Annotated in this window: 17 protein-coding genes and 2 pseudogenes; 9 read left to right on the top strand and 10 right to left on the bottom strand. The window is 38.8% G+C overall.

All coding sequences use genetic code 11. The annotated features are described in order from the left end of the window. Positions 1-86: 86 nt before the first annotated feature. The 7 genes and pseudogenes from P4S71_RS06120 to lptD form a co-directional block, all read right to left on the bottom strand. Entirely contained in the window at positions 87-2102 is a 2016-nt protein-coding gene (locus tag P4S71_RS06120; RefSeq protein ID WP_007376556.1) for a methyl-accepting chemotaxis protein, read from the bottom strand. 137 nt (positions 2103-2239) lie between these two features. Further along, complete coding sequence (locus tag P4S71_RS06115; RefSeq protein ID WP_337150290.1) at positions 2240-3058, bottom strand: symmetrical bis(5'-nucleosyl)-tetraphosphatase; 819 nt, start codon at positions 3056-3058, stop codon at positions 2240-2242. Between the two features lie 16 nt (positions 3059-3074). Next, positions 3075-3465, bottom strand: a pseudogene (gene apaG, locus P4S71_RS06110) (Co2+/Mg2+ efflux protein ApaG). Further along, complete coding sequence (gene rsmA / locus P4S71_RS06105) at positions 3449-4255, bottom strand: 16S rRNA (adenine(1518)-N(6)/adenine(1519)-N(6))-dimethyltransferase RsmA (protein WP_007376553.1); 807 nt, start codon at positions 4253-4255, stop codon at positions 3449-3451. The pseudogene apaG and the gene rsmA overlap by 17 nt, the downstream one beginning before the upstream one ends. Beyond that, on the bottom strand, positions 4252-5244 hold the full coding sequence (gene pdxA / locus P4S71_RS06100) for a 4-hydroxythreonine-4-phosphate dehydrogenase PdxA (RefSeq protein WP_149614620.1): 993 nt from the start codon (positions 5242-5244) through the stop codon (positions 4252-4254). Before pdxA ends, rsmA begins: the two co-directional genes overlap by 4 nt. Positions 5245-5246: 2 nt before the next feature. After that, positions 5247-6542, bottom strand: coding sequence for a peptidylprolyl isomerase SurA (surA, locus tag P4S71_RS06095; RefSeq protein WP_008136592.1), 1296 nt, complete (start codon positions 6540-6542; stop codon positions 5247-5249). 39 nt (positions 6543-6581) lie between these two features. Then, positions 6582-8828, bottom strand: a complete 2247-nt coding sequence (gene lptD / locus P4S71_RS06090) for an LPS assembly protein LptD (RefSeq protein ID WP_337150289.1) — start codon at positions 8826-8828, stop codon at positions 6582-6584. Between the two features lie 112 nt (positions 8829-8940). Between lptD and P4S71_RS06085 the strand changes: the two genes are divergently transcribed. From P4S71_RS06085 to djlA, 3 genes are read left to right on the top strand one after another with little or no spacing between them, the layout of a single operon-like run. Beyond that, complete coding sequence (locus P4S71_RS06085) at positions 8941-9942, top strand: aminoglycoside phosphotransferase family protein (RefSeq protein ID WP_337150288.1); 1002 nt, start codon at positions 8941-8943, stop codon at positions 9940-9942. Further along, positions 9939-10598, top strand: a complete 660-nt coding sequence (murU, locus tag P4S71_RS06080) for an N-acetylmuramate alpha-1-phosphate uridylyltransferase MurU (RefSeq protein ID WP_337150287.1) — start codon at positions 9939-9941, stop codon at positions 10596-10598. Before P4S71_RS06085 ends, murU begins: the two co-directional genes overlap by 4 nt. Before the next feature lie 29 nt (positions 10599-10627). Further along, positions 10628-11494 carry a co-chaperone DjlA gene (gene djlA, locus P4S71_RS06075; RefSeq protein ID WP_033028344.1) on the top strand — a complete coding sequence of 289 codons (867 nt, stop codon included), beginning with the start codon at positions 10628-10630 and terminating at the stop codon, positions 11492-11494. Here the strand turns inward: djlA and P4S71_RS06070 are convergent. Further along, entirely contained in the window at positions 11477-12367 is an 891-nt protein-coding gene (locus P4S71_RS06070) for a DUF3530 family protein (protein WP_442960140.1), read from the bottom strand. The genes djlA and P4S71_RS06070 overlap by 18 nt on opposite strands. A gap of 133 nt (positions 12368-12500) precedes the next feature. Further along, on the bottom strand, positions 12501-13154 hold the full coding sequence (gene rluA / locus P4S71_RS06065) for a bifunctional tRNA pseudouridine(32) synthase/23S rRNA pseudouridine(746) synthase RluA (protein ID WP_096793790.1): 654 nt from the start codon (positions 13152-13154) through the stop codon (positions 12501-12503). A 130-nt stretch (positions 13155-13284) separates the two neighbouring features. On the opposite strand from rluA, the gene P4S71_RS06060 reads away from it, so the two are divergent. Genes P4S71_RS06060 through P4S71_RS06050 form a run of 3 tightly spaced genes read left to right on the top strand, consistent with a single transcriptional unit; the run spans position 13285 to position 14334 of the window. Next, the gene (locus P4S71_RS06060) at positions 13285-13512 is read left to right on the top strand and encodes a ribbon-helix-helix domain-containing protein (RefSeq protein WP_033038999.1); all 228 of its coding nucleotides are present in this window, start codon (positions 13285-13287) and stop codon (positions 13510-13512) included. Continuing rightward, complete coding sequence (locus tag P4S71_RS06055) at positions 13512-13799, top strand: type II toxin-antitoxin system RelE/ParE family toxin (RefSeq protein WP_008136603.1); 288 nt, start codon at positions 13512-13514, stop codon at positions 13797-13799. Before P4S71_RS06060 ends, P4S71_RS06055 begins: the two co-directional genes overlap by 1 nt. Positions 13800-13833: 34 nt before the next feature. Then, positions 13834-14334 carry a hypothetical protein gene (locus P4S71_RS06050; protein ID WP_337150286.1) on the top strand — a complete coding sequence of 167 codons (501 nt, stop codon included), beginning with the start codon at positions 13834-13836 and terminating at the stop codon, positions 14332-14334. Between the two features lie 476 nt (positions 14335-14810). On the opposite strand, the gene rapA is transcribed toward P4S71_RS06050, so the two are convergent. Beyond that, entirely contained in the window at positions 14811-17705 is a 2895-nt protein-coding gene (gene rapA / locus P4S71_RS06045) for an RNA polymerase-associated protein RapA (protein ID WP_337150285.1), read from the bottom strand. A gap of 305 nt (positions 17706-18010) precedes the next feature. On the opposite strand from rapA, the gene P4S71_RS06040 reads away from it, so the two are divergent. From P4S71_RS06040 to P4S71_RS06030, 3 genes and pseudogenes are all read left to right on the top strand, one after another. Further along, a complete protein-coding gene (locus P4S71_RS06040) occupies positions 18011-19408 on the top strand; it encodes a PhoH family protein (protein WP_008136608.1) in 1398 nt (465 codons plus the stop codon). 66 nt (positions 19409-19474) lie between these two features. Further along, positions 19475-23264 (top strand): annotated as a pseudogene (locus P4S71_RS06035) (ATP-binding protein); the annotation flags it as partial. Further along, a complete protein-coding gene (locus P4S71_RS06030) occupies positions 23247-24149 on the top strand; it encodes a diguanylate cyclase (RefSeq protein WP_337120722.1) in 903 nt (300 codons plus the stop codon). The pseudogene P4S71_RS06035 and the gene P4S71_RS06030, both read left to right, overlap by 18 nt. Positions 24150-24318 lie beyond the last annotated feature (169 nt).

Below are 24318 nucleotides of genomic sequence, written 5' to 3'. Positions count from 1 at the left end.
GCTCAGGTTAAGTACTTTATTTAAGTAAACAAAACCCCGTTGATACTTGGTATCAACGGGGTTTTTGTTTGCGCTAATTGCGTTATTTAAACTTTAAACTCATCGACTGATAAACGAAGTTCTTCAGCAAGTTTTGCTACTTCTGAACTTGAGATGTTTGTTTGGCTTGCGCCTTCAGCGGTTTGTTCTGCAATGGCTACGATTGATTCTAAGCGTTCACTAATCTCTTGTGCTACTTGTTGTTGCTCTAATGCAGCAGTTGATATTTCTTCACTGACATCGTGAGCTTGAGATACCGCAAATGTAATAGAATCAAGCGCGCTACTAGCTAAGTCTGTTTGCTCAACACACGATACAGCACGTTGTTTACCTTTGCTCATTGCTGTTACCGCAGCTTCTGCGCCTGTTTGTAGCGATTCAATCATTGATTGAATTTCTTGAGTCGACTCTTGTGTTTTACTTGCTAAAGAGCGAACTTCATCGGCTACAACCGCAAAGCCTCGGCCATACTCACCAGCACGTGCAGCTTCAATTGCAGCATTAAGTGCTAATAAGTTTGTTTGGTCTGCAATACCGCGTATTACATCTAATATGCTACCAATTGATGCGCTATCTTGATGTAGTTTATTGATAACTTGAGAGGCGTCGTCTACTTCACGAGCAAGCTGCTCAATCGTCGCTTTATTGTTGTTAGAAATACCTTTAACGCGTTCGGCTTCTTTGTCAGCATTTTTAATTTCACTAAGCGCTTGTTGAGCACTGTTGCTAACTGTTTGCGATGTACTGCTCATTTCAGTGGTTGCAGTTGCTGCTTGTTCAACTTGTGCTTGTTGATTGCGAATTGCTTGACTTGATTCTGCAGTAATTGCAGACGTTTCTTCTGAAGCGGCGGCCAGTTGAGTCGAGCGAGAAATAATGCCTTTAATTAAGCTGCGCAAGCTATCAATTAAAGTATTACAACTTTTAGATAGTTCGCCAAACTCATCTTTAGCAGTGTCATCTAAGCGTTGTGTCATGTCGCCACTGGCAACAATATCTAAAATACGATTAACTTCAGCAAGCGGTTTGGTTATACGACTAACTGTAATAATGGCAATTGCTATCGCTAGAAGTGTTGCGATAACCATCCCTACCCATGTCCATAAATTAGCTGAATCTACATCGCTGCGCACACCTTTTTGTAACTCAAAGGCAACATTGCTTGCTTGTGCAACTAATTCATCAATTTGATTAAGTGCCATTTTCGTTGCTTGCTCTGATTCGGCAAGCTCTCTTTCGGTCAGTGTGATTGAGTCAATTAGGCGTTTTTTATTTGCAGCTAAACCACTATTACCTTTAATATTATTTTCGAGGGTATCTACATACTCTTTTAAGTTATTGAATAAATCACTGTGAGTTTGCTCTATAGCAGGCTTTATTAACGCTAGAGTGCGTGTTACTTCATCAAAATAGTAGCTTTGTTCGTTTTTAACAATATCAAGTGTATTGAGTGTTTTAACTGTCAGCATGTCGGTACTATTACTTACAACCGACATAAAGTTATTCTCTAAATTATTAGCCGCTTGGAATGCGCGTGCATGATTTTGCTCAAAACCGTCTATGTCCAAAATGTCGAGTACGACAGAATTTGCATCTTCAGCGTTAAGTTCGATAATTTCTAATTGAGACTTTAATGTTTTATTAAGTGCTAATTGTTTACTCTTATCTACAAGCAAGCTCTCTACAGTACTTAAAAAACTTAGGTAGGTTTGTTCTACATTTCTACTGCTTTGGTTTAAAGCTGGATCATCTTTTACGACTGCTTGTAGTTCGCTATGAAGGCTATTAAATAGCTGTTTTTGTTCGAGTACTTGTTTTTTTATTGGCGCCAGTTCATTTGCAGATGAAGTGTAAAAACTCGCTTGAGCGGCTTTACTCATTAAAATGAATTCAGCTTGTAACTCAGAGCTTTTATTCAGAGCTGGAAGTGATAGTTGGTTCACTTTTTGAGTTGAGCGGTCAATATTTGCTATTTTTATTAAAGAATTGCCACCAATTATTAAAAGTAATAGCGTGATAAATATAAAACCACCCCAAATACGTTGGCTTACTGTTAGATTCATATAGGTTTCCACTCAAAAGTACTTCAGTTAGAACTTATCGGCGTTTGTACTGATAAGTTAAGTAATTAAAATCAATTACTTTAATTAATTTTAATTATTAGTCTATAAATCTAACAGATGTATTAGATTATTTCAGGTTATTTAGACAAAAGGTGGGATTTTTCTACAATTCTTTGTTTGCTAGGTAGTTTCATTAGCGTCATGCTGTTACCCCACACACACCCTGTATCTAAAGCGTGTACACATTTATGGTTTGTATTACCTTCAAGGGCAGCCCAGTGCCCAAAAATAATATCCTGTTTAATATTTAATATATTTGGATGCATAAACCAAGGTGTTAACTCATTATTATTGATTGTTGCGCCTTTTGCACTAAGTTCTAGTTGATTATTACTTGTTAAAAAGCGCATTCGAGTAAAATAATTAACTATGTATCTAAATTTTTCAAAGTCGTCTAGATCATTATGCCATTTCACAGGGTGTGGCTTATACATTTGCTCAAAGAAGGTTTTTGCATTATTTGATTGGTAACAGCTTTGCGCAAACTGTGCATATTTTAACGCATTTTCAATTGACCAATCAGGGTTAAGACCAGCATGAGATATAAAGCTATTATATTTTTTTAAGTATAAGGCAAGAGGCTGAGTTTGAAGATATTCAATGTAATGGGTGAGTTTATGGCTATTGAATATTGGGCTAAGTTTGTCTTTTGGGTTAGTTGGTTTATTTAAGTAATAGCAGGCAATCATATGCAAATCATGATTGCCAAGTGTAATCGTTATGCTGTCTTGGTTTTGGTAAATGTAATCTAAGCAGGCTAAAGAGTCTGGTCCGCGAGCGACTATATCTCCTACTAAGTAGAGGTGATCTTTACTTGGGTTAAAATCTACCCGCTGTAGCAAGGTGCTAAATTCGCTAAAGCATCCTTGTAAATCACCTATTACGTAATCAGCCATACAATTTAGTTATCATTTAGTGCAAAATATTAGGGCAAGCTAAGCGAAACACGTTAATAGGTGCTTGAAACTCAGAACCGAATTCATTGCGTAAAGTATAATGCCCTTGCATAGTGCCTACTGGTGTATCAAGTATAGCTCCACTGGTATATTTGTAGCTTTCACCAGGGCCTATGGTTGGCATTTCGCCAACAACACCTTCACCTTCTACTTCAGTTTCTTTGCCATTTGCATCTGTAATCAACCAATAGCGGCTAAGTAACTTAGCGCTGCACAGAGCTATGGTTTCGAATAGTTACCGAATAGGCAAATACGTATTTTTCGATCTCTGGTTGAGACTGGCCTTCTACGTAAAATGTTTCTACAGATACCTTAACAGGCGATCCAATATTACTGCTTGTTGTCATAAATCCAATTAGCTATATCAATAAATTGTTGTAAAGATAAGCGCTCAGCGCGCAACGTTATGTCTATCCCAATGCTTGTAAGCTCTTCTGCTGTTAGTAAGTTGCCCAAGCTGTTGCGCAGTGTTTTACGGCGCTGATTGAAGGCTTCCAAGCACACAGTGTTTAGAATTTTAACGCTTTTAGCCGTGCGTTGTTCTGGCTTTTTAGGGATTAAACGAATAACTGCAGAATCAACCTTAGGTGCTGGCTTAAAGCACTCAGGTGGCACTTCTATCACTGGCATTGCATTACAGTAGTATTGAGTCATTACACTTAAACGGCCAAAGGTTTTACTACCAGGGCCTGCAACCATACGCTTTACGACTTCTTTTTGTAGCATAAAATGCATGTGTTCAATATTGTCTGCAAATTCAAAAAGATGAAACAGTAAAGGCGTAGAGATATTATAAGGTAAGTTGCCAAACACTTTTAATTTTTTGTCGTCTCTTACTAGGCTTGCAAAGTCAAACGTCATTGCATCGCCTTGGTTAACGGTTAATTTAGGGCCTAAAAATGGGTGCTCAATTAAACGTTGTGCTAAATCTTTATCTAGTTCAACAACCGTTAGGTGGCCACTAAGATCAGCGACAGGCTCTGTAATAGCGCCAAGTCCAGGGCCAATTTCTACTAAGTTGTCTTCTGGTTTAGGATCGATTGCAGAGACTATTTTATCGATGATCATTTCATCAAATAAAAAGTTTTGCCCAAAACGTTTACGGGCGCGGTGTCCTAAATGTACTTTATCGGTCATTGATTTTGTGCTTTTTCTTGGGCGAGCTTAATTGCTTCGCGGATCGCTAATTCAAAACTGCCAACGTCAGCGGTACCTGTACCGGCTAAATCTAGCGCAGTACCATGATCAACTGAAGTGCGGATAAATGGTAAACCTAATGTAATATTCACAGAATTACCAAATCCCTTGTATTTTAGCACAGGTAATCCCTGATCGTGATACATAGCAAGCACAGCATCAGCTTCAGATAGATATTTATCTTGGAATAACGTGTCCGCAGGTAATGGACCTATTAAATTCATACCTTGGCTTCTAAGTACATCAAGAGTAGGTGTGATTGTTTCAATCTCTTCACGTCCTAAGTGACCATCTTCTCCTGCATGCGGGTTTAAACCGCATACCAAAATACGTGGCTTTTCGATACCAAATTTAGTTTGTAAGTCGTGATTTAAAATACCTGCTACTTTAGTAAGACGTTCTTCGGTAATAGCACGCGATACATAAGCAAGTGGGATATGAGTTGTCACAAGTGCGACACGCAAGCCCTCAGTTGCCAGCATCATCACAACGTCAGCAGTATCTGATTGCTGTGCAAAGTATTCAGTATGGCCGCTAAAAGAGATACCAGCTTTGTTAATAATACCTTTATGGACAGGACCAGTTACAACAGCATCGAATGTACCATCCATGTTTTTTTCACTTGCGATACGCAAAGTGTCTAAAACGTATTGGCCATTACCGTCGTTTAATACCCCAAGTTCTACATCAACACCTAAATCAACTTGATGTATATAAACACTACCCGCAGGTGCTACTTTTGCGGCGGCATTTTCATCAAACTTAATTAAATTAATGGGCAAACCAAGATGTTTAGCACGTTCTTTAAGCAGTTTTCCATCAGCTAGTACGACAAGCTGAGCATCCCACGCTTGCTGAGCAAGCGTAAGAAGTAAATCTGGGCCGATGCCTGCTGGCTCGCCCGGGGTAATCGCAATTCTTAAGGTCATATTTATTGGTCTGTAGGGAAAATTTCAACGTGAGCTTGCTCGCGCATTTCTTGTTGCCAGTTAAAACTTTCTTCTTTAAATTTACGATTGAACAACATGCCATGAGCACGATTGCGTTTAGCAAGCTCTGTTTTATCAGCTACACGTTTGCCAAGTAACTGAACAATATGCCAACCAAATCGAGTTCTGAATGGTTCACTAATTTCATCTTGTTTAAGAGAAAGTAAAGTATCTCTAAAAGCTGGAACGTAAGTTGTTGGATCAGTCCAATCGTATTCGCCACCTTTGAGAGCTGAACCTGGATCTTCAGAATATTCTTTAGCTAGTTCACCAAAATCAGCGGTACCAGCACGTAAGTCTTTTGCAAAACCAGCAAGCATATTTCGTGCTTTTTCTTCGCTTAAAATAATAGAGGGTTCGATTAGTATATGACGTGAGCGCACTTCAGTTGTTTCTACAACTTGTAGCCCACGAATTTCTTGTACTTTAATTATATGAAATCCAGCGCCAGAGCGAAGAGGGCCAATAATAGCACCACTTTTTTTGCCTTTAACTGCTTCTGCAAATAATGATGGCATTTCATTAATACCCATCCAGCCTAGTTGTCCGCCTTCAAGTGCTTTTGAACCGCTTGATGACGAAATGGCAATACGTTTAAATTCTTGATCATCATTTAATAGTTCTATTACTTTATCTGCTCGTGTTTTTGCTGCAGATATTTCATCAGCAGTCGCATCATTAGGAATATCGATAAGAATGTGACCGATATTATACTCTTCAGAGTTTTGTCCCTGACTTTCCATAATTTTTAGCAAATTATCAACTTCTTGATCGCTAATATAAATTCGGCGATCTACATTGGCGCGTGTAACTTGTTGAGTGGTTATTTCTTTACGGATTTCTTCACGGTATGCTTGAAAACTCTCGCCAGAACCTTCAATGGTTTTACGTAGATCAGCAATTGTACCGCCTTGCTCTTTTGCCATATTTGCTAGCGTTTGGTCTAGCTGGCTATCAGATATTTGTAATCCCATACGTTCAGCCATTTGCATCATCAATGTTTGGCTAACTAAGCGTTCTATTGCTTGTACACGTAAGGTTTCATCTTTAGGAAGTTGTTGCCCTTGCTCTTCGGCTTGTTTTTTAACACGATTTACAATGGTGTCTACTTCACTATTTAAAATAACGCCTTGGTTTACAACGCCAATCACCTTGTCGATTTCTACAGGGGCTGCTAATGCACTTTGGCAAAGGCTGATACTTAAAACTGTTGATACTAATAATTTTTTTAAAGTCATGTTCTCTTTACTACTCTTGCTAATAGTACTGTTGTGATACTAGTTACTAAGAAAATACGGTCTACGATAGCCAAAAATACCTTGTTGTAATAGTTTTTGTGCATCATAGCGGCTTTTACTACCCAGTCCTTTTAATACAAAATTAAAACCAATACTTGAGTCAAAAGTTGCTTGTTCTTGTCCTATTGACTGATTTAAGTCAGTTTCGATTTGGCGATGACCAGTAATTTGGAATGCCCAACAGCATGATTCATACTGTAATCCGCTCAATATTTCGATACTTCTGTTATTTTCAAGATCTCGATGATAGCTTGCAATAAATTGCCATTCGTCACTAATGGGAATACTTGTAAATACACCCGCTTGCTCGATTGTATTTCCTGAGACATCATTTGCATAGCGATGGTTCAATTGTACTAGCTGATTATTATCACCTTTGTAATCAAGTGTTACATTTGACTGAACCATTTGTTTACCATCTGTATCGTATTGAATACCTCCAGCAAGATACCAACGTCGATGCCAATGTAACATGGTTTGGGCTGCAAATAGTGCATTATAATTAGTGTCTGAGTTTAAACCTTGCTCTGTTGGTTTAGCTGAGTCACTTAAATAAAATATTTGTCCAGCGCTAAAGTTAAACACTTCTTCTTGTTTTTTATCAAACAAACGCGTTGTTGCACCCAATGTAAATTGGTTTGCAGCGGCAATACGGTCAACACCCGAAAATCGAGTGTCTCTAAATAAGCCATAGTAATCGTCTTGTAGCTTAGTTGTATCGAATAACCCAATATCAGATTGGTCTTTATTGGGTGTATATAAATACTGAACTTGAGGCTCCAAAGTTTGAATACCATCTTCAATAAAAGATGATGTATTACGTTCAAAATTTAGTTGAGAATATAAACGAACTTTAGGGATTGTACGTGATACGCTTTCGCTGTATTGCGTGCCATCTAAATCACCATGTTGTTTATAATTTGTTTGCAATAAACTTACTTCAGATAAAAACGACCATGCATGTTGTTTGTAATCAAAGCTAGCTTTAGGCTCTAAATGCACTCGCGTTGCTTGATCTATAATGGCTGAGTCGTTAGTAAAATGACTGATTTCGCCAGAAACTGTAAAATCAAAATTATCAATACGCCATGGGGCTGTTTGAGTAAAGTTGATTTGAGGTATAGCGGTATATGATTCTAAGTGATCACCGAGTACTTCAAAGTTTTGCACTTTAATATCTGTACGCCATGTCTCACCTAAGTGTGTTAGTGCGCCAGTTCGGTAAAGTTGGGTATCGGTTTTATTTGCATAGTTAGAATCAAGATCAGTAATGTAATTGTCATCACTTACGTTGGTAATATCTACATTAGCTCGCCAGCTCTCACCTAAATAACTTCTTTGTTGCCAATGAAACATATAACGTGAATCAAGAGTTGGCTCTGAATCGTCTTTATTTAAGTACTCTACACCGACCAAACCTTCATGTTGCTCAGTTAAGTACCGAAACTCTGTTTGCAGTTGCAAGCCTTTACGAGACATATAGCGCGGGGTAATAGTGGCATCAAAATTTGGCGCTATGTTCCAGTAATAAGGTGTAATTGTTTCAATACCATAGCGATCTGAGCTGGAAATATTAGGCTTTAGTAATCCTGATTTACGACGTTCATCGAGTGCAAATGTAAAATAAGGCAAATATAAAACAGGTGTATCAAGAATTTTTAGTATCGCATTGTGAGTTTCACCCCAGCCTTCCTCGCGGGATAAATTAATTTCGTCTGCTTCTATTTCCCATACAGGGTTTTGACCAGGACAAGCAGTAAAGCTTGCATTCATGAGCACTAAGCCAGAATCATTCACGGTCAGCTTTTCTGCACCACCTTTACCTTGTTGATCGGTTAAACTGTAATCTGCACCAAGTAGGCTAATTTCTGAGTTGCTTAAATCGGCGTTTAGCCCTTTGCTGCTTATTTGGCTAATTGTGTCACGATAAGTAATTGGTCCGGTTGCATTTAATAAACCACGCTGTTTATCTATCAACGCAGTTTGTGCGGACAAACTCATATTAACGGTGTTAATATCAACATTGCCGGTAAATTCAGCACTTTGAGTGCCGAGGAGCTCTACATCATCAGCTTTAATATCAACAGTACCAAGCTCAAGGCCTGGAAGTGGTTGCCAAGCTCTGGTTTGCATTGAAATGCCACAAAGGTTGTGCGTCAGTTCAGTTTCGGCAAGCGATGGTGCGCTAACTACGCTTAGCATCAATATGCCCCAGGTTTTGCTCATTTATTGACCTTAATGCTTTGTGATTAAATATAATTTACACATAATAAAGGAAAATAATGGCAAATACAGTAATTGACCTAATTAACTTAGTTAAAAATAGATATCTTATAAAATGACACGCTTTGATAATTTACAACAATTTATAAACACACACTTTAATACGCAGCCTACTTTGTTAAGTGCGATAACAGGGGATGCTAGTTTCCGTCGCTATTACCGTTTAACGTGCAGTAATGAGCATTTTATTGTGATGGATTCAGAACCCCAAAAAGTAAATAACGCGCCTTATATATCACTTAATAAGGTATTTACCGAGCAAGGCTTTTTACTTCCAAAAATAATTGCTAGCGACGAGCAGCAAGGCTTTTTTATACTAAGTGATTTAGGCAGTAAGCATTTGGCTGACATGCTAGATGATGAAAATCGTATTGAGTATTACAAAGCTTTAATAAGTTTAAGTGCTCAATGGGCAAAAACACCACCCTCAGCTGTTATGCAAGCTTACAATACAGACTTTATAAAACTTGAGCTCGATATATTTAGTCAGTGGTTAGTAAACGACTTTATAGATGAATCCCCAACTGCAGCGTATCAAGCTATGTGGCAAACAAGCTGTGAGTTACTCACTCAGGCTATGCTTGTGCAGCCTACAGTAACCGTGCACCGTGATTATCACAGTCGAAATATTATGAATAGTAATGGCCTGTGGGCGATTATAGATTATCAAGATGCGGTACGTGGTCCGCTTTGTTACGATTTAGTATCGCTGCTCCGAGATTGCTATTTTAAACTTCCGGCAAAAGAGCTAACAAGCTTGCTTGATTTTGCTTATAGCGAGTTCACTGCTCAAAATTTAATGGTTAATACCTCATTTGATGAGTTTAAATATTGGTTTGATTTAACCGGTATTCAGCGCCACTTAAAAGCAGCTGGTATATTTTGTCGATTATATTTACGCGACGGGAAAACAGGTTATTTAGATAATATTTTACCCACACTTGATTATATTATTGAAGTGGCTGCTAATTATCCCGAGCTTAAAGCATTGAGTGATTGGACTAAACATACCATAGTGCCAAAAGTGACTGAAAAGTTAGCAAAGGAGCGCACATGAAAGCGTTGATTTTAGCCGCAGGACGCGGACAGAGGATGATGCCGCTAACACAGAATATGCCAAAACCAATGTTAAAAGTAGCAGAAAAACCACTTATTGAGCATCATATAAATAACCTCAAAGCTGCCGGAATTACCGATATTGTAATAAACCTCGCTTGGCAAGGTGATAAAATAAAAGATTACTTTAACGATGGCAGTCAATTTGGGGTAAACATACTTTACAGTCAAGAAGTTGAAGGTGGTCTTGAAACTGCTGGCGGTATTATTCAGGCGCTACCTCTGCTTGGAGAGTCTTTCATTGTAGTTAATGGCGATGTATATACCGATTATGATGTAAGTGCGCTAATGCAGCTGCATTTGCAAGCGGGTGAGGCGCATATTGTGCTAATACAAAACCCACTACATAATCCAGATGGTGATTTTGCATTAAGTCATTTATCGCCAGAGAGTCAAAAGTATACATTCTCAGGGATCAGTCGGTACCAGGCTGATTTTTTCAAAGGGTTAACGCAAGGGAGGCGTCCTTTAGGGCCTATTTTACGTGAAAAGCTAAGTAAGCATGTAATCTCTACCGAGCTTTATATTGGTCAGTGGGATGATATAGGTACACCCGAACGTTTAAATGACTTAAACAAACGCCTTGCGGCGCATTAACTAAATTTTTTAAAAAGGCAGCATTATAAATGTGGGGAAAAATACTCGGTTTTTGTTTTGGTTTTATGTTTGGCAAAATTTTTGGTGCCATTTTAGGTTTATACCTTGGCCATTTATTTGATAAAAGCTTAAAAAGTAACTTTGATAAAGCGGGTGGCTTTTCAAGCTTGTTTAACGATGCAGATGTAAACGAGCGCCAAGCTTTGTTCTTTTCGAGCTGTTTTGCCGTAATGGGGCATATTGCTAAATCGAATGGCAGAGTTAGCGAAGTGCATATAAAAGCCGCCAACTTGTTTATGGATGAAATGGGTTTAAAAGGCGAAGAGCGCCGCGAAGCACAGCAGGCTTTTCAGTCGGGTAAAGAGGGCGACTTCTCACTTAAAGAAACCGTGCACGACTTTAAAGAACGCTTTGCTAAGCGAAACGACTTGATGCAATTGTTTTTAGAGATACAAATTCAAATGGCATTCTCTGATGGGGTGTTAGCCGAACAAGAAAAACAATTGTTAGCAGAGGTAAGTAAGCAGTTAGGGATTTCGAAAACGCATTTTGCATTCGTATTAAAACGCTATCAAGCAGAATTTAACTTTAGAAAGCAACAACAGCGCTTTAATCAACAGCAACAAAGCCAAGGGCAAAGTAGCAGCTACCGTGAAGGCTCGGGTCATCATGTCCCACCCAATAATAATATGAATCGTACACAGGCATTGGCGTTATTAGGGCTTAATGATGGTGTGACTGAGCGTGAGATAAAAGTAGCGTACCGTAAACTTATGTCCCAACATCACCCAGATAAATTGGTATCGCAAGGTTTACCAAAACACATGATGGAGCTTGCAGTTAAAAAGAGCCAAGATATTCAAGCAGCTTATGAATATTTAAAAAAGGCGGCGTAAAAAGCCGTCTATTTCTTTTGTTAGACGTGCGTGTTGATCCGGTTGATCGCGCAGGCCAAATAGCTGGCGTTGGCGATAATCAAATTTAGCATTTCGGTTAACCCAGCGTTGGCGATTTTTAAGGCTCATTAAAATATCATTGCTGTCATTAGCATAGTAAATATCGAGTAAAGCTGGCGTAACAAGTGATGTTGTTTGGCTCAAATCTTTATTACGTTTAGTATTAGGTAAGTAACTGCTTAAACTTATAAATGCATCTACTCTCTGTTCTGGAAAGTCGGCATAGTGCTCAAGTAATACGCCAGCACTGGTACCTTGTGCAATAACCACTACGTTACCTGGCTCTTGCATTGCAGTTTGGTATAGCGCATTAAAGCGAGCAATCAGATTTATTTTATAATTGTCGAGTACTTCATTAGTCACTTTTTCTAAAGCATTAACATAATGAGGTTCTGCATTTTTCTTCATATCTGCAGTCGCAGGCTCTGTGCTTGTAGCTGCATCAGGTGTCGTTGTTTCTGCAGGCATTTCTGTTGATGAGTCTGGTATTTTGCTGGCTTGCCAGTCTATGTCGGGTACCGTCATTGCGTAAGTGGTATAGCCTAAGTTATTAAGTTCTTTTCGTAAAAAGCTCATGCCAGCATTGTTTGTTGGCACTGATTGCCAGTCGGGTATAAGTAATACAACACCTCTAAAGTCGGCGCTCATATATTCGCTGTATAAACTCAAAAACTCGGTTTCACCTGCAAGTATTGATTTTATTTCGTCATTTGGAAGCAAGCGTTCAATATCGTTGTTTTCAATACTTGATAATGTAGGAGGGGCAATATGCTCTGCAGCTGTTACCTGTATGCTTAAAAATAGCGTACACATTAGTAATACGTTAAGTATACTTTTTAAAAACTGCGCAGATACCATAAGAAGCTCAAATAATGAATACTAATTAGGTATCGGCGTACTACGGTAAAAGTTTAGCACTATGGCTTAATAATCATTAATGCAATGATTAAAACTCAGGTTCGGCTTCAAATGTAAGTACTTGCTCAGTTGTAGGGTGCTTCAACTTCAGCATTTGTGCGTGTAATTGTAAGCGAGGAGCTGCGGCAAGTGCGTCTTTATGGGCATAGAGCCTATCACCTAAAATAGGATGTCCTAAACTTAGCATATGCACACGTAACTGATGTGAGCGCCCAGTTATTGGCGTTAGCTCTACACGGGTAGCATCGGCTTCGCGCTCAAGTATTTTAAAGTGCGTAAGCGATGGCTTACCATTTTCGTGATCAACCATTTGTTTTGGGCGATTAGGCCAATCACAAATAAGCGGCAGATCCACGGTTCCCGTATCGACCTCAAGCTGCCCAAATACACGTGCAATATAACGCTTAGCTGTTTCGCGTTCTTGAAACTGCATACTTAAATGCCTGTGCGCTACTTTATTCATAGCAAGGCAAAGTATGCCCGATGTTGCCATATCTAAACGATGAACTATTTTAGCTGTTGGAAAAACACGATTAACACGGCTTATTAAACAATCGGCATGTTTAGGATCTTTACCCGGGACGGTTAATAACTCGCTTGGCTTATTAACGATGAGCAAATCGTCGTCTTGGAAAAGTATTGTTAAATACGGGCTCATTGGGGGATTATAGTTAACTAACACAGCCTGCCTTAATGATTTTTAAGGGCGCTATTTTAGTGGAGCGAGGCTGAAGGCTCAAGGGAAAAATTTATTGCGTGTTTTTTGTTCTGGTGTAAAATTACACCAACTATTGCAAGCAAGGTTTAATGTTATGGCTAGACAAAGTATTTCGCTTACTGAGCAAAATGATTTATGGCTGCGTAATCACGTTGAAAACGTGGGTGATTACGCAAATAAAAGTGAACTGGTAAACGACCTGATCAGGCGTGCTCGAAGAGCTGAGGTAATAAATAGTAAGCTTGCAAAGTCTGAGCAAAGTGGCTTTAGCACTCAATCTGCAGATGAAATGCTAGCAGAATTCAAATCAAGCACGAAGTAATGCGTACATACAAGCTTTCAAACGATGCTAAAGAAGATTTACGTCGCATTTACCAGTACGGCTGTGATGAATATTCACAACAGCAAGCAGATAATTATTTTTATGCTTTTTTTACTATGTTTGAAAAACTAGCAGCAAACCCTTATTTCTACCAATCAGTTGAGCATATACGTAAGGGTTATCGGCGAGCAGTCTGTGGTTCAGACAGTATTTATTACAGGGTTACCGAAGAAAATGTAGAAATTATGGCTATTTTGGGTGGACAAAATACACAAGAGTGGTTGTGAAAATTTAATCTGGATACCAAGCAAAGGAGGTTTCATGTATGGAAATATAGAGTTTTATTGCAGTCGATGTGGTCAATTAAATAGTCATGAGCCCGATTCTAATAATGACTTACCTCTTGCTATTGACGGGGAGGTTGAGCACCAATTAGAAATCCTTAATTGCACTAACTGTGACAATCCTTTTCAGGTGCATGTAAGTAAAGATCCTAACTCTTTAAATTTTGATTATCACCTAAATGATGGCTATAAGCTAGGAGAAGGAGAAAGTGAGTATCAAGCTGTATTTAAAAGTGCCGTATTTAACTTAGAGCAATTAACCTATCATCTTTTATCAGAAAACTATGTCAATAATACTTATTTTAATAGACTGTTTTATACTCAATGTATCATTACGTTGGAGACTTACTTTGGTGATGCATTAAGGTGCCATGTACTCAGTTCAGATGAGTATATAAAAAGTTCATTCTTACTTCGGAAAAGCTTAAAAATGAGACGTACTCTCTTAAACTTATTATTCAAAACCCTAATTTATTAGAAGATATAGTTACCAGTAGATTATCAGAAATTCTTTATCATAATCTCGGCGTAGTTACTAAAATATATATGAATGTATTAGATATTGATCTTCAAAAGCTGATAGTAAATGAAAGGAGATATTTTGAGACTGCAATACTTATCGGCATGATTGTGTTCATCGAAGTGGAAAGACAAAAGATGGAAAAGCTCATTATATTTCAAGGGATGATATCCAAAAACTTGCAAAATCAGTCAAGCAATTGATTTTAAATTTACATGATGCAATGCAATATCTCGACGTGAACATAAGCGAAAATATTGGAGGTATTAGCTTCTAGTTAATATAGATTGTGAGTCTAGTGACGGAATAGTTACTGTGTTTTAGATGTATTTTTATGAAAAAAAGCGCGGTATCAATACCGCGCTTTTCTTTAGTTTATACTCACTAGCAATGTATTACTAACGACGTATAGCTTTATATTGAAAGCTTAAACCTTAATGCGAAACCACTATTAGTCGAATGGCATCAAGTTGTAACTGCGTTTTTTCAATATACGTAGTTAGGTCGTTGCGTTGCTTATCGTAAAACGTTATTTCTTCTTGGCGAATATTTGGGTTAATTTGCTTAAGTGCAACAAGTCGCTCTTGCTCTTCACTGAGTGACGTTTGCATTTTAACAAGCGACGCTGCGCGAATAACTTCAAGTTTTTCTTGTGCCATATCTTTAGCGGTAGTGATCATTGGGTGAACAGCGCTTTGTAGTGCACCGGCAAGCTTACTTGCTGTTTGGCGGCCAACGGCTGATAGCTGCTGATTAAAGCCTTCAAATGCCACATTCTCACCTAAGTTATTACCTGCTTTATCGAGCAATATACGAATTGGTGTAGGTGGTAAAAAGCGACCAACTTGTAATACTTTTGGTGCCATTGCTTCTGCAACAAAAATAAGCTCAACAAAAAAGGTGCCAGGCGGTAATTTTTTGTTTTTAAGCAGTGCAACTGATGCGCTACCAAAGTCATCGTCACAAATCATATCCATAGTGCCTTGCACCATAGGGTGATCCCAGCTGATAAAGTGTACGTCTTCTTGCGAAAGTGCCGTGTCGCGATCAAACGTAACCGTCATGCCATCGTCTTTAAGCGATGGGAATGAGGCACTTAACATATGCTCAGTTGGCTTTAAGATAATGGTGTTTTCGCCTTTATCTTCTTGGCTTACGCCAAATGTGTCAAACACGTTGATCATGTAGCTTGGCAATTCAAACTGGTTATCGAGTTTTTCGATATCAGTCACAAGCGAGTCGGCAGCACCTTGACCCGATGAATGTAGCTCTAGTAAACGATCTCGTCCGCTTTCCATTTTTTTACGCAGTACCGCATTTTGTTGTGCTACTTGCTCAAGTAATGGATCGAGTTCGTCTTCATCGCAGTTATGCGCAGAAATATATTCAAGTAAGTCATCACGGAACTCTTTATAAAGCATTTGACCCGTTGTTGATGTAGATTCGAATGCATCTAGACCTTCGTTATACCAACGTAGCAGTACTTCTTGAGCGGTGTTTTCAAAATATGGCACATGAATGTTCACATCTTGCGTTTGACCTATACGGTCTAATCGACCAATACGTTGCTCTAGTAAATCTGGGTTCAGTGGTAAATCAAACAGTACTAAGTGATGCGAGAACTGGAAATTACGACCTTCTGAGCCAATTTCTGAACACAGTAATATTTGTGCATTATCGTACTCGTCTGCAAAAAATGCAGCAGCGCGGTCACGCTCAATAATCGACATGCCTTCGTGAAATACCGACGCTTTAATAGCTTCACGTTCACGCAGTATTTGCTCAAGGCTGATAGCTGTTTCAGCTTTAGCACATATAAGCAGTACTTTTTCGCGCTTAAGTGTTTTAAGGGTGTCGATTAACCAATCTACACGTGGGTCAAACAGACCCCAGCTTGCGCTTTCGCCTTCAAACTCTTGGAATATTTTTTCAGGAAACAGAGCACGGTGTGCACTTAGTTCAGGGTTTTGAATGCCGCCCATGTTACCAAGAACCGACATAGCCGTTTTATACTGTTTTGGCAGTGCCATTGGGTAGGCGTGTAATTTACGGCTTGGGTAGCCGTCAATGCCGCTGCGGCTATTTCTGAATAATATACGACCTGTGCCGTGGCGATCGAGTAGCATGTTAAGTATTTCTTTACGCGCTGGTAAATCACCTTGCTGTGCTTTTTCAAGAATATCAGTAATGTCGGTTTCTTTTAATAACTCAATTAGCGTGGCTTTGGCTGCGTCGTCCAGAGCTTGCTCTTGCAGTAATTGATTTGCCGCTTGCGCTACGTCTTTATAATTTGCTTCTTCTTCTTTAAACACGTCGTAGTCGTAAAAACGATCCGGATCGAGTAACTGCAAACGTGCAAAGTGACTGCTGTGACCAAGTTGATCAGGCGTTGCTGTAAGTAAAATAAGGCCCGGAATATCTTGGCTAAGCTCTGCCATACGTTGGTACTCTGAGCTTGGCTTGCCGTTATTGATGCTTAGATGATGGGCTTCATCTATTACTAAAAGATCCCAATCAGCAAGTGTTGCTTGTTCAAACCAACGTTTTTTCTTGGTTAAAAACTCAAGGCTGGTAAGTACTAGTTGCTCTGTATCAAATACGTTTGGAGAATCTGCAAACGCTTCGTCGCAGCGCTCTTCATCAAAAATAGAAAAACGTAAGTTAAAGCGGCGTAGCATTTCTACTAACCATTGGTGCTGTAGATTTTCTGGTACAACAATAAGTACGCGGCTTGCACGGCCACTAATAATTTGTTGATGTAGTATCATGCCCGCTTCAATTGTTTTACCAAGGCCTACTTCATCTGATAAAAGTACGCGTGGGGCAAAACGTTTACCCACTTCTTGGGCAATATAAAGCTGGTGCGGAATAAGATTAGCACGCTGACCAATTAAGCCTTTAATAGGCGATTGCTCACGTTCAAATTTATGTAACCACGTTTGGTAGCGAAGTGTGTAGCGATCAAAACGATCTACTTGGCCTGCAAATAAACGATCTTGTGGTTTATTAAACTTAATAAAATGATCTAAAAAGGTTTCTTTAAGTTTAGCCGTTTCGCCATTATCAACACGGGTGCCGTGATAACAAAGTAACTCGCCTTGTACTTCAATAGACTCTACTTCTAATTCCCATTCTTCAACGCTTTTGATCACATCGCCAGGATTAAATGCCACACGGGTAACAGGTGCTTCTGCACTAGAATAAACACGGTTTTCACCACTGGCAGGAAATAATATGCTGACCTGACGGCCTTCAATGGCAACAACGGTGCCTAATCCTAAATCTGACTCTGTATCACTGATCCAACGCTGACCTAAGGAAAAATTCATGTATGTCTCGTCTATGATGAAAAAGGCGGCTATGTTACCTGTAAGCTAACACCACTGCAAGGCGCTATTTGGCTCACTTTTAATTAATTTTGTAAGTGTTAATTATTACTATTAAAACAACTTGTTTATGGCTGCTTTTTTTATAAATTAAAACTAATTATGGTTTGTAATAAAACGGACTTTTATGACAAATAGACTAAACTTACATTATGCCTTGGCAATTAGGTATTGCAGGTTTAAGTTTTGCCCGTTTTACTTAGTTATTTTGGTATAGCATAAAAATCATAAAACGTAAGGAAAGTGCTATGGAAAAAGCTTCGAACCTTGAAAGTAAAATGTATGTGCTAGATACCAACGTACTACTTCACGAACCACTCGCTTATTTGTCTTTTCAAGAGCATGACGTTGTTATCCCAATGACGGTGCTTGAAGAGCTTGACCACATAAAAGACAGAAAACACGACGTAAGTCGTGATGCGCGCGTCGCTATTCGTGGATTAGATGAAGTTCTTAAAAATGCAACGCCCGAACAAATGCTACAAGGCGTGGCGCTGCCGAGTAACAAAAAGGCAAAAGCGAGCTCTGCAGGTACCCTCATTATTGTAAACGACCATTTATTTGCCGACTCCATTTCTGGTTTACCAGGTAACGAAAACGACCATCGTATTATTAATTGCGCCGTGTACTTACAAAAGCAGCACAGTGATTCAAAGGTTATATTGGTTACAAAAGACATAAACATGCGCCTAAAAGCCAAAGGCGCCGGGCTTAAATATGTTGAGGATTACCGCACCGACCAACTTATTGACGATATAAGCCTGCTTACTAGTGGTTATAAAAAAATTGAAGGGGATTTTTGGGAGCATGTAGGGGAGTGTAATACTGAGCAACACGGACGTGATACGTTTCATCATGTGCCTAAAAACTTAATACCTGATGTATTTTGTAATGAATATTTACTTGATGGAGGGGATCAGTTTGCGGCACGTGTTAAATCGTACGATGACGAGCACATAACGCTAAAAGATATTGGCGTTGAGCGTTTAATGCATCAACAAGCATGGGGCGTTAAACCTAAAAACATTTATCAAGGTATGGCGCTTGATGCACTACTCGATACAAGTATTGAACTTGTTATTTTAACCGGCCCTGCGGGGTGTGGTAAAACCTTGTTAGCGCTTGCCAGCGCCCTTGAAATGGTCATCGAAAAAGGTATTTACGATAAAGTAATAGTCACCCGTAATACCCCTGAAATAGCAGAGTCCATTGGTTTTTTACCCGGCACAGAAGAGGAGAAAATGGCGCCATGGCTTGCAGCCATTACCGATACGCTGGAGGTATTGCACAAAGGCGACGAAAATCCGATATCAAGCCGAAACTACATTATGGAAAAAGCCAATGTGCAGTTTAAATCGGTTAACTTTATGCGTGGGCGTAGCATTCAAAATGCGGTGGTAATTTTAGATGAGAGCCAAAATTTAACGGCATCTCAACTTAAAACGATTATTACTCGCTGCGGCGAAGGTACTAAATTAATTTGTACGGGTAACTTGGCGCAAATAGACAGTAACTATTTAACGCCAGTAACATCGGGCTTAACGTACATTGTAGAGCGTTTTAAAAACTTTGAGGGCAGTGCAACGATAAACCTTAACGGGGTTGTACGTAGTCGCTTAGCGTCATTCGCAGAAGAAAATTTATAACTTGCGCTTAACAAATTGGCTCGATAGTCTATCGATTGATTTTCGAGCCATAACGCAGGCAGTACGTTGAATTTTTTACCTCTTAAACATTATTATCGTTCTTTATTTGTTGCGCTTTTGGTTCCATTAGTTGTAGCTCTTTTATTATGCTTACATTTATATAATATTAAGCTTGAACGCATTGTTGAAAAGCGCGAAGCCGATTTTATCAATGTATCTGCACAAGTAAGTCATGGCATGCAAGCGGCAAGTGACTTACTTACTACGATGTTTACATTGTACGAACTGCCTCCTTATAATCAATTAAATAGCACTCTTCTTGAAGGTATTAGCCAGTATGATGGTTACTACTATCGTCATTTTATAAACCAAGGCACTGAAATTGTTGGTAAAGGAGATTTTTCACTTTCTACTCGTGAGCTTTTACAGTGGCAGCAATTAGTCGCGTTAGGCCCTTCTTTTAATACGACGCTTTCGCTGATGCAGTCACTTTCAGCAGTCGCTTATGTGGATGAGCGTGGTATTGCATATGTGGCAAGGCGTAATAAAAGTAAAAGCTTTTTATTAACCGAAATTTTAGACGGGCAATTTAAACCCGAGTTTTCTCCAAATAATCTTTCATCAAGCCCAATAATTAATATAGATGGTAAAGCTTATTTTGCTATAGGCCGTCAGCGAGAACTTGGTTCAAGCGATTACATTATTTTAATTTACGATGTGCAGGCAATGTCTACTTGGCTAAAAAAGTATCACCTAACCACGGTGAATATGTATTTATGAATCAGTTCCATCACATTATTGCCAGCTCAAAAAATCTAATTGACGAAGCCATCGATCTAAAAACCTATTGGCCAAGCATCGCAGGTCCGGAGAATAAACTGACGATATTAACCAGTAACACTAATTATTTTATGCAACCAATGGGCAATTTGCCTATTCATGCTGCATTTCACGAACCTAAATCAAATTTAGTAAACTCTATTCGTTACGAAGTATTATTAGAATTTATATTTTTAACACTATTTTTAAGCATTATGTTTGGTGTGTTTTTTGGTTAAGCCAGCGTATTTTTATAAAACCGATGACGCATTTAATGCACTATTTAGAGCAAAATGATACACAACAAAATAAACAATTAGATTATCAAATACCTCTTAATTGGCAGCCTTGGTTTTCGAAAGTAAAACGCGTATTTGCTAAAAATAAGCAACTGGTGGAATCACTGCAAAATGCTAATAAAGATCTTGATGAGCAAGTGCAGCTGCAATCCGAAAAGCTAAAGCGTAGCTATGAAGCAAAAGAACGCCACCTAGCATTACTCAACACGATGCTTAACAGTGTGCCCGATTTAATTTATTTTAAAAATATTGATGGTTTGTTTTTAGGGTGTAATAAGGCATTTGAAGCGTATATAGGTAAAGAGCAAACAGCGTTAGTGGGTAAACGCATGGAGGAAATTAGCAATGATGATGAACAAATTAGCGTTTTAGAAAAGCAAGTTTTACAAAACCGTCACGATGTACAACAACGAATAGACACAGAGAATAAGTCCTATCAATTAACCATAGCTCCTTTTTATAATGAGCATCAACATTTGTTGGGTACAATGGGAATAGGACGAGATATAACTGAGCAACAACAAACTTTGTACGCTTTAAAAGCTTCAGAATCTAAATTTAGAAGTGCGATTGAATTTGCTGCTAATAGCGTTGTGCTGCTGTCGCTTGAGCACACGATTGTACAAGTTAATAAAGCGACCAGAAAATTATTTATAGAACATCCTGTTTTAGTAGGAGAGCAGCTTAAAATGCTCTTTGACGACAGCCAATGGCAAGAAATAAAAATCACTTTAGCAAAGTTACTCGACGACAAGAAAAAGGTATACCATTTAACCTTAGCGCAAGGGAAATTAGCCAATTGGTTACAATTGAGTGTATCACTTGTGTGGGATGAAAAACGTGATCCTTCTTATTATGTTATTCATTTACAGGATGTAAGCGCACTAACTAAAGCTAAGCATGATGCTGAGCGAGCAACCCTTGCTAAAAGCCGTTTTATTGCTAATTTAAGCCATGAAATACGCACTCCACTTAACGCGGTATTGGGCCTACTTGATATGTTAATAGATCAGGGGCTTACCCAAAAGCAACTACAACAAACAGGCCAGGCTAAACACGCTGCGCAAAGTTTATTATTGATGCTTAACCGAATGCTGGATTTTGCACGCGTAGAAAGTGCGCAAGCTGAACTTAAGTTAGCGCCATTTAATATTGTAGAGCTAATTGATATTTGCGATAGCTTAACGGCGCCGCTGTGTGAAAATAAAAATGTTGAGTTTATTATTGATGTAGACCCTTTAATTGCTCCTGTTTTTATATGCGATAGTATCCGCTTACAGCAAATTTTAGGTAATCTACTAACGAATGCGGTTAAGTTTACAAGCTCGGGCTCTATTGTACTAAAAATGGATTTAGTACAAAGCGTAAGTATTGAACAACAGCTTATCTGTTTTCGTGTAATTGATACTGGCTGCGGGATTGATAAAGCTGATCAAAGGCGTTTGTTTGATGCTTTCACGCAAGGCGATGAATCATCAACAAGGATCCACCAAGGCGTTGGATTAGGACTCGCTATTGTTAAGCATGCGGTATCACTAATGGGTGGTGAAATTGCATTAAATAGTGAGAAAGGTCATGGTTGTGAGTTTTATTTTAGTATTTTGTTACAGGTGGATACAACAAAAAGTAGCGTATTACCAGCAAATGCATTAGCCGTTATATCTGAGCAAAGCTATGAGCTACAACGTGTTGTGGGCGCTTTACCGAAGTTAATAAGTATTGACCTAAAGGAAGCGTTAGAATATCCCATAAAGTTAACCGAAACTGAAAACTTAATTATAGATGCTGATGATTTACCTAAATTACTAAGTGTGCAAGCAATCAACGATTCATTATCTTCAAAAGCAATTTCAGTGGTTATCATCAACCATCAACACACATTAAATTTGTCAACAAGTCAGCTGCTATCAGTTCAACATGTTAAAGCATCAGCACTTGCTCAACGCTTGCTTAATTTGGATGTTGCCTCGCAGCCTAATATAAACAGTGAAATAGTAGTAGCGAATGAACAGGTGTATAAAAGGGGTATAGCGGGATTATTAGTGTTAGCAATTGATGACAACCAATTAAACTTAGACATTATTAGCAGTGTGTTGCATCAAGCTAAAGCTAATGTTGTTACAGCTATGAGTGCCGTTGAGGGAATAGAACTATTACGCGTTTTAAAGCCTGATTTAATTTTAATGGATGTACAAATGCCGCATATTGACGGCTGTCAAGCAACAGCTTTAATTCGCCAACAGTTTGACACTAAGCAATTACCTATTTTTGCATTAACCGCTCATTGCGAACCAGCTGATGTTGAGCGCTCATTAAAATGCGGTATGAATAAACACTTAACAAAGCCTGTAGTGGCTGACGTACTCATTGATGCAATTGCAGACTTAGGGCTCTCCAAACCTAGCTTTTTTGAAGAATCATTTGCATTAACGCAGTTCAGTTTTGATGAGGCATTACTCAAAACCATGATTGATAAGTTTGCTAATTTGTGCCAAACCCAGCTCACCCAAATAGAAGGAAGTACCAATAGAAATGATTTGGTACGCTTAGTGCATAGTATAAAAGGTGTGGCAGGCAATTTAGGCTTCAAGCGGTTATCACTTTGTGCACAACAATGTGAACATCAGTTTAAGACAACCAATGAGTCTGTTGAAATTTCGTTAAAAGAGCTTATTATGCAGCTAGAGCAGGTAATTGTTTTTATAAAAGGCTTGGGAGCAATGGATGTCGAAAAAGCTAAGGTATTAATTGTTGACGACGATCCTCTTAACCGTTTAGTGCTCGAAAAAACACTCAAAGGTGAGCATGATGTGTTTTTAGTTGAAAGCGGTGAAAAAGCACTGACTTTTGTGAAAACAACACAGGTTGATTTGATCATTCTCGACGTTGTAATGCCAGGTATTGATGGCTACGAAGTACTTGTGCAATTAAAAGAAAACCCAATCACACAGTCTATCCCCATTATTTTCATATCAGCTAATCAAAGCCATGAAGATGAATCTAAAGGTTTAGAGCTGGGGGCTATGGATTATATAATTAAGCCATTTAGTGCTTCAATTGTCAGGGTGAGAGTACGTAATCAGTTACTCATTAAACAAAAAAATGACTTGCTTGAGATGTTAGCTTCAATTGATGGCCTAACAGAAATACCTAATAGACGTTATCTTGATGAAAATTTATCTCGTGAATGGCGCAGAAGTAAACGAGGTAGCACACCCCTGTCGGTATTACTGATGGATATAGATCACTTTAAACGTTATAACGATTGTTATGGGCATCGTGCCGGTGATGAGTGCTTAAAAAAAGTGGCGCAAGTACTTGTTGCTCAGTGTAAACGCGGTGGTGATTTTGTAGCTCGTTATGGCGGAGAAGAATTTGCTGCCGTGTTACCTGGTGTTAATAAACACGAGGCTATTCAATTTGCTAACACATTACGAAATGCTGTAAACGCACTGAAGATAGAACATAAAGCGTCACTTAATGCTGAACATATAACTATTAGTATCGGAGTAGCAACGACTGAAAGTGGTAAAGTGTATGCTGAGCAAACACTTTTAGAAGAGGCTGACTTAGGTTTGTATGCAGCGAAAGATGCTGGGCGTAATCAAATTATTGCACGCTAATTGAGCTTTGTTCTCCTAAGTGACCTGTATTGCGTATAATAAACTACTTTTACTTCTTATCTTATAACAACTAACACCAGCGTGCTGAGTGGACTTACAATAGGAAAAAGTTGGTTTGTATATGCCATACCAACTTGCATAAATCTTTGATCAATTTAACGAATTAAAT

Origin of the sequence: Pseudoalteromonas sp. B62, assembly GCF_037162565.1 — a bacterium.
In the GTDB taxonomy this organism is placed as follows: Bacteria; Pseudomonadota; Gammaproteobacteria; order Enterobacterales; family Alteromonadaceae; genus Pseudoalteromonas; species Pseudoalteromonas fuliginea.
Note: the sequence above shows the minus strand (reverse complement) of the source record. Positions and strands in the feature narration are given on the sequence as shown.

Excerpts from the sequence above, each read along its gene's own strand:
- P4S71_RS06070 (WP_442960140.1), bottom strand. The coding sequence starts at position 12,367 with ATGTGTACGCTATTTTTAAGCATACAGGTAACAGCTGCAGAGCATATT.
- murU (WP_337150287.1), top strand. The coding sequence starts at position 9,939 with ATGAAAGCGTTGATTTTAGCCGCAGGACGCGGACAGAGGATGATGCCG.
- surA (WP_008136592.1), bottom strand. The coding sequence starts at position 6,542 with ATGACTTTAAAAAAATTATTAGTATCAACAGTTTTAAGTATCAGCCTT.
- P4S71_RS06030 (WP_337120722.1), top strand. The coding sequence starts at position 23,247 with ATGGATGTCGAAAAAGCTAAGGTATTAATTGTTGACGACGATCCTCTT.
- pdxA (WP_149614620.1), bottom strand. The coding sequence starts at position 5,244 with ATGACCTTAAGAATTGCGATTACCCCGGGCGAGCCAGCAGGCATCGGC.
- P4S71_RS06040 (WP_008136608.1), top strand. The coding sequence starts at position 18,011 with ATGGAAAAAGCTTCGAACCTTGAAAGTAAAATGTATGTGCTAGATACC.
- rapA (WP_337150285.1), bottom strand. The coding sequence starts at position 17,705 with ATGAATTTTTCCTTAGGTCAGCGTTGGATCAGTGATACAGAGTCAGAT.
- rsmA (WP_007376553.1), bottom strand. The coding sequence starts at position 4,255 with ATGACCGATAAAGTACATTTAGGACACCGCGCCCGTAAACGTTTTGGG.
- djlA (WP_033028344.1), top strand. The coding sequence starts at position 10,628 with ATGTGGGGAAAAATACTCGGTTTTTGTTTTGGTTTTATGTTTGGCAAA.
- P4S71_RS06060 (WP_033038999.1), top strand. The coding sequence starts at position 13,285 with ATGGCTAGACAAAGTATTTCGCTTACTGAGCAAAATGATTTATGGCTG.
- P4S71_RS06050 (WP_337150286.1), top strand. The coding sequence starts at position 13,834 with ATGTATGGAAATATAGAGTTTTATTGCAGTCGATGTGGTCAATTAAAT.
- lptD (WP_337150289.1), bottom strand. The coding sequence starts at position 8,828 with ATGAGCAAAACCTGGGGCATATTGATGCTAAGCGTAGTTAGCGCACCA.
- P4S71_RS06120 (WP_007376556.1), bottom strand. The coding sequence starts at position 2,102 with ATGAATCTAACAGTAAGCCAACGTATTTGGGGTGGTTTTATATTTATC.
- P4S71_RS06085 (WP_337150288.1), top strand. The coding sequence starts at position 8,941 with ATGACACGCTTTGATAATTTACAACAATTTATAAACACACACTTTAAT.
- P4S71_RS06055 (WP_008136603.1), top strand. The coding sequence starts at position 13,512 with ATGCGTACATACAAGCTTTCAAACGATGCTAAAGAAGATTTACGTCGC.
- P4S71_RS06115 (WP_337150290.1), bottom strand. The coding sequence starts at position 3,058 with ATGGCTGATTACGTAATAGGTGATTTACAAGGATGCTTTAGCGAATTT.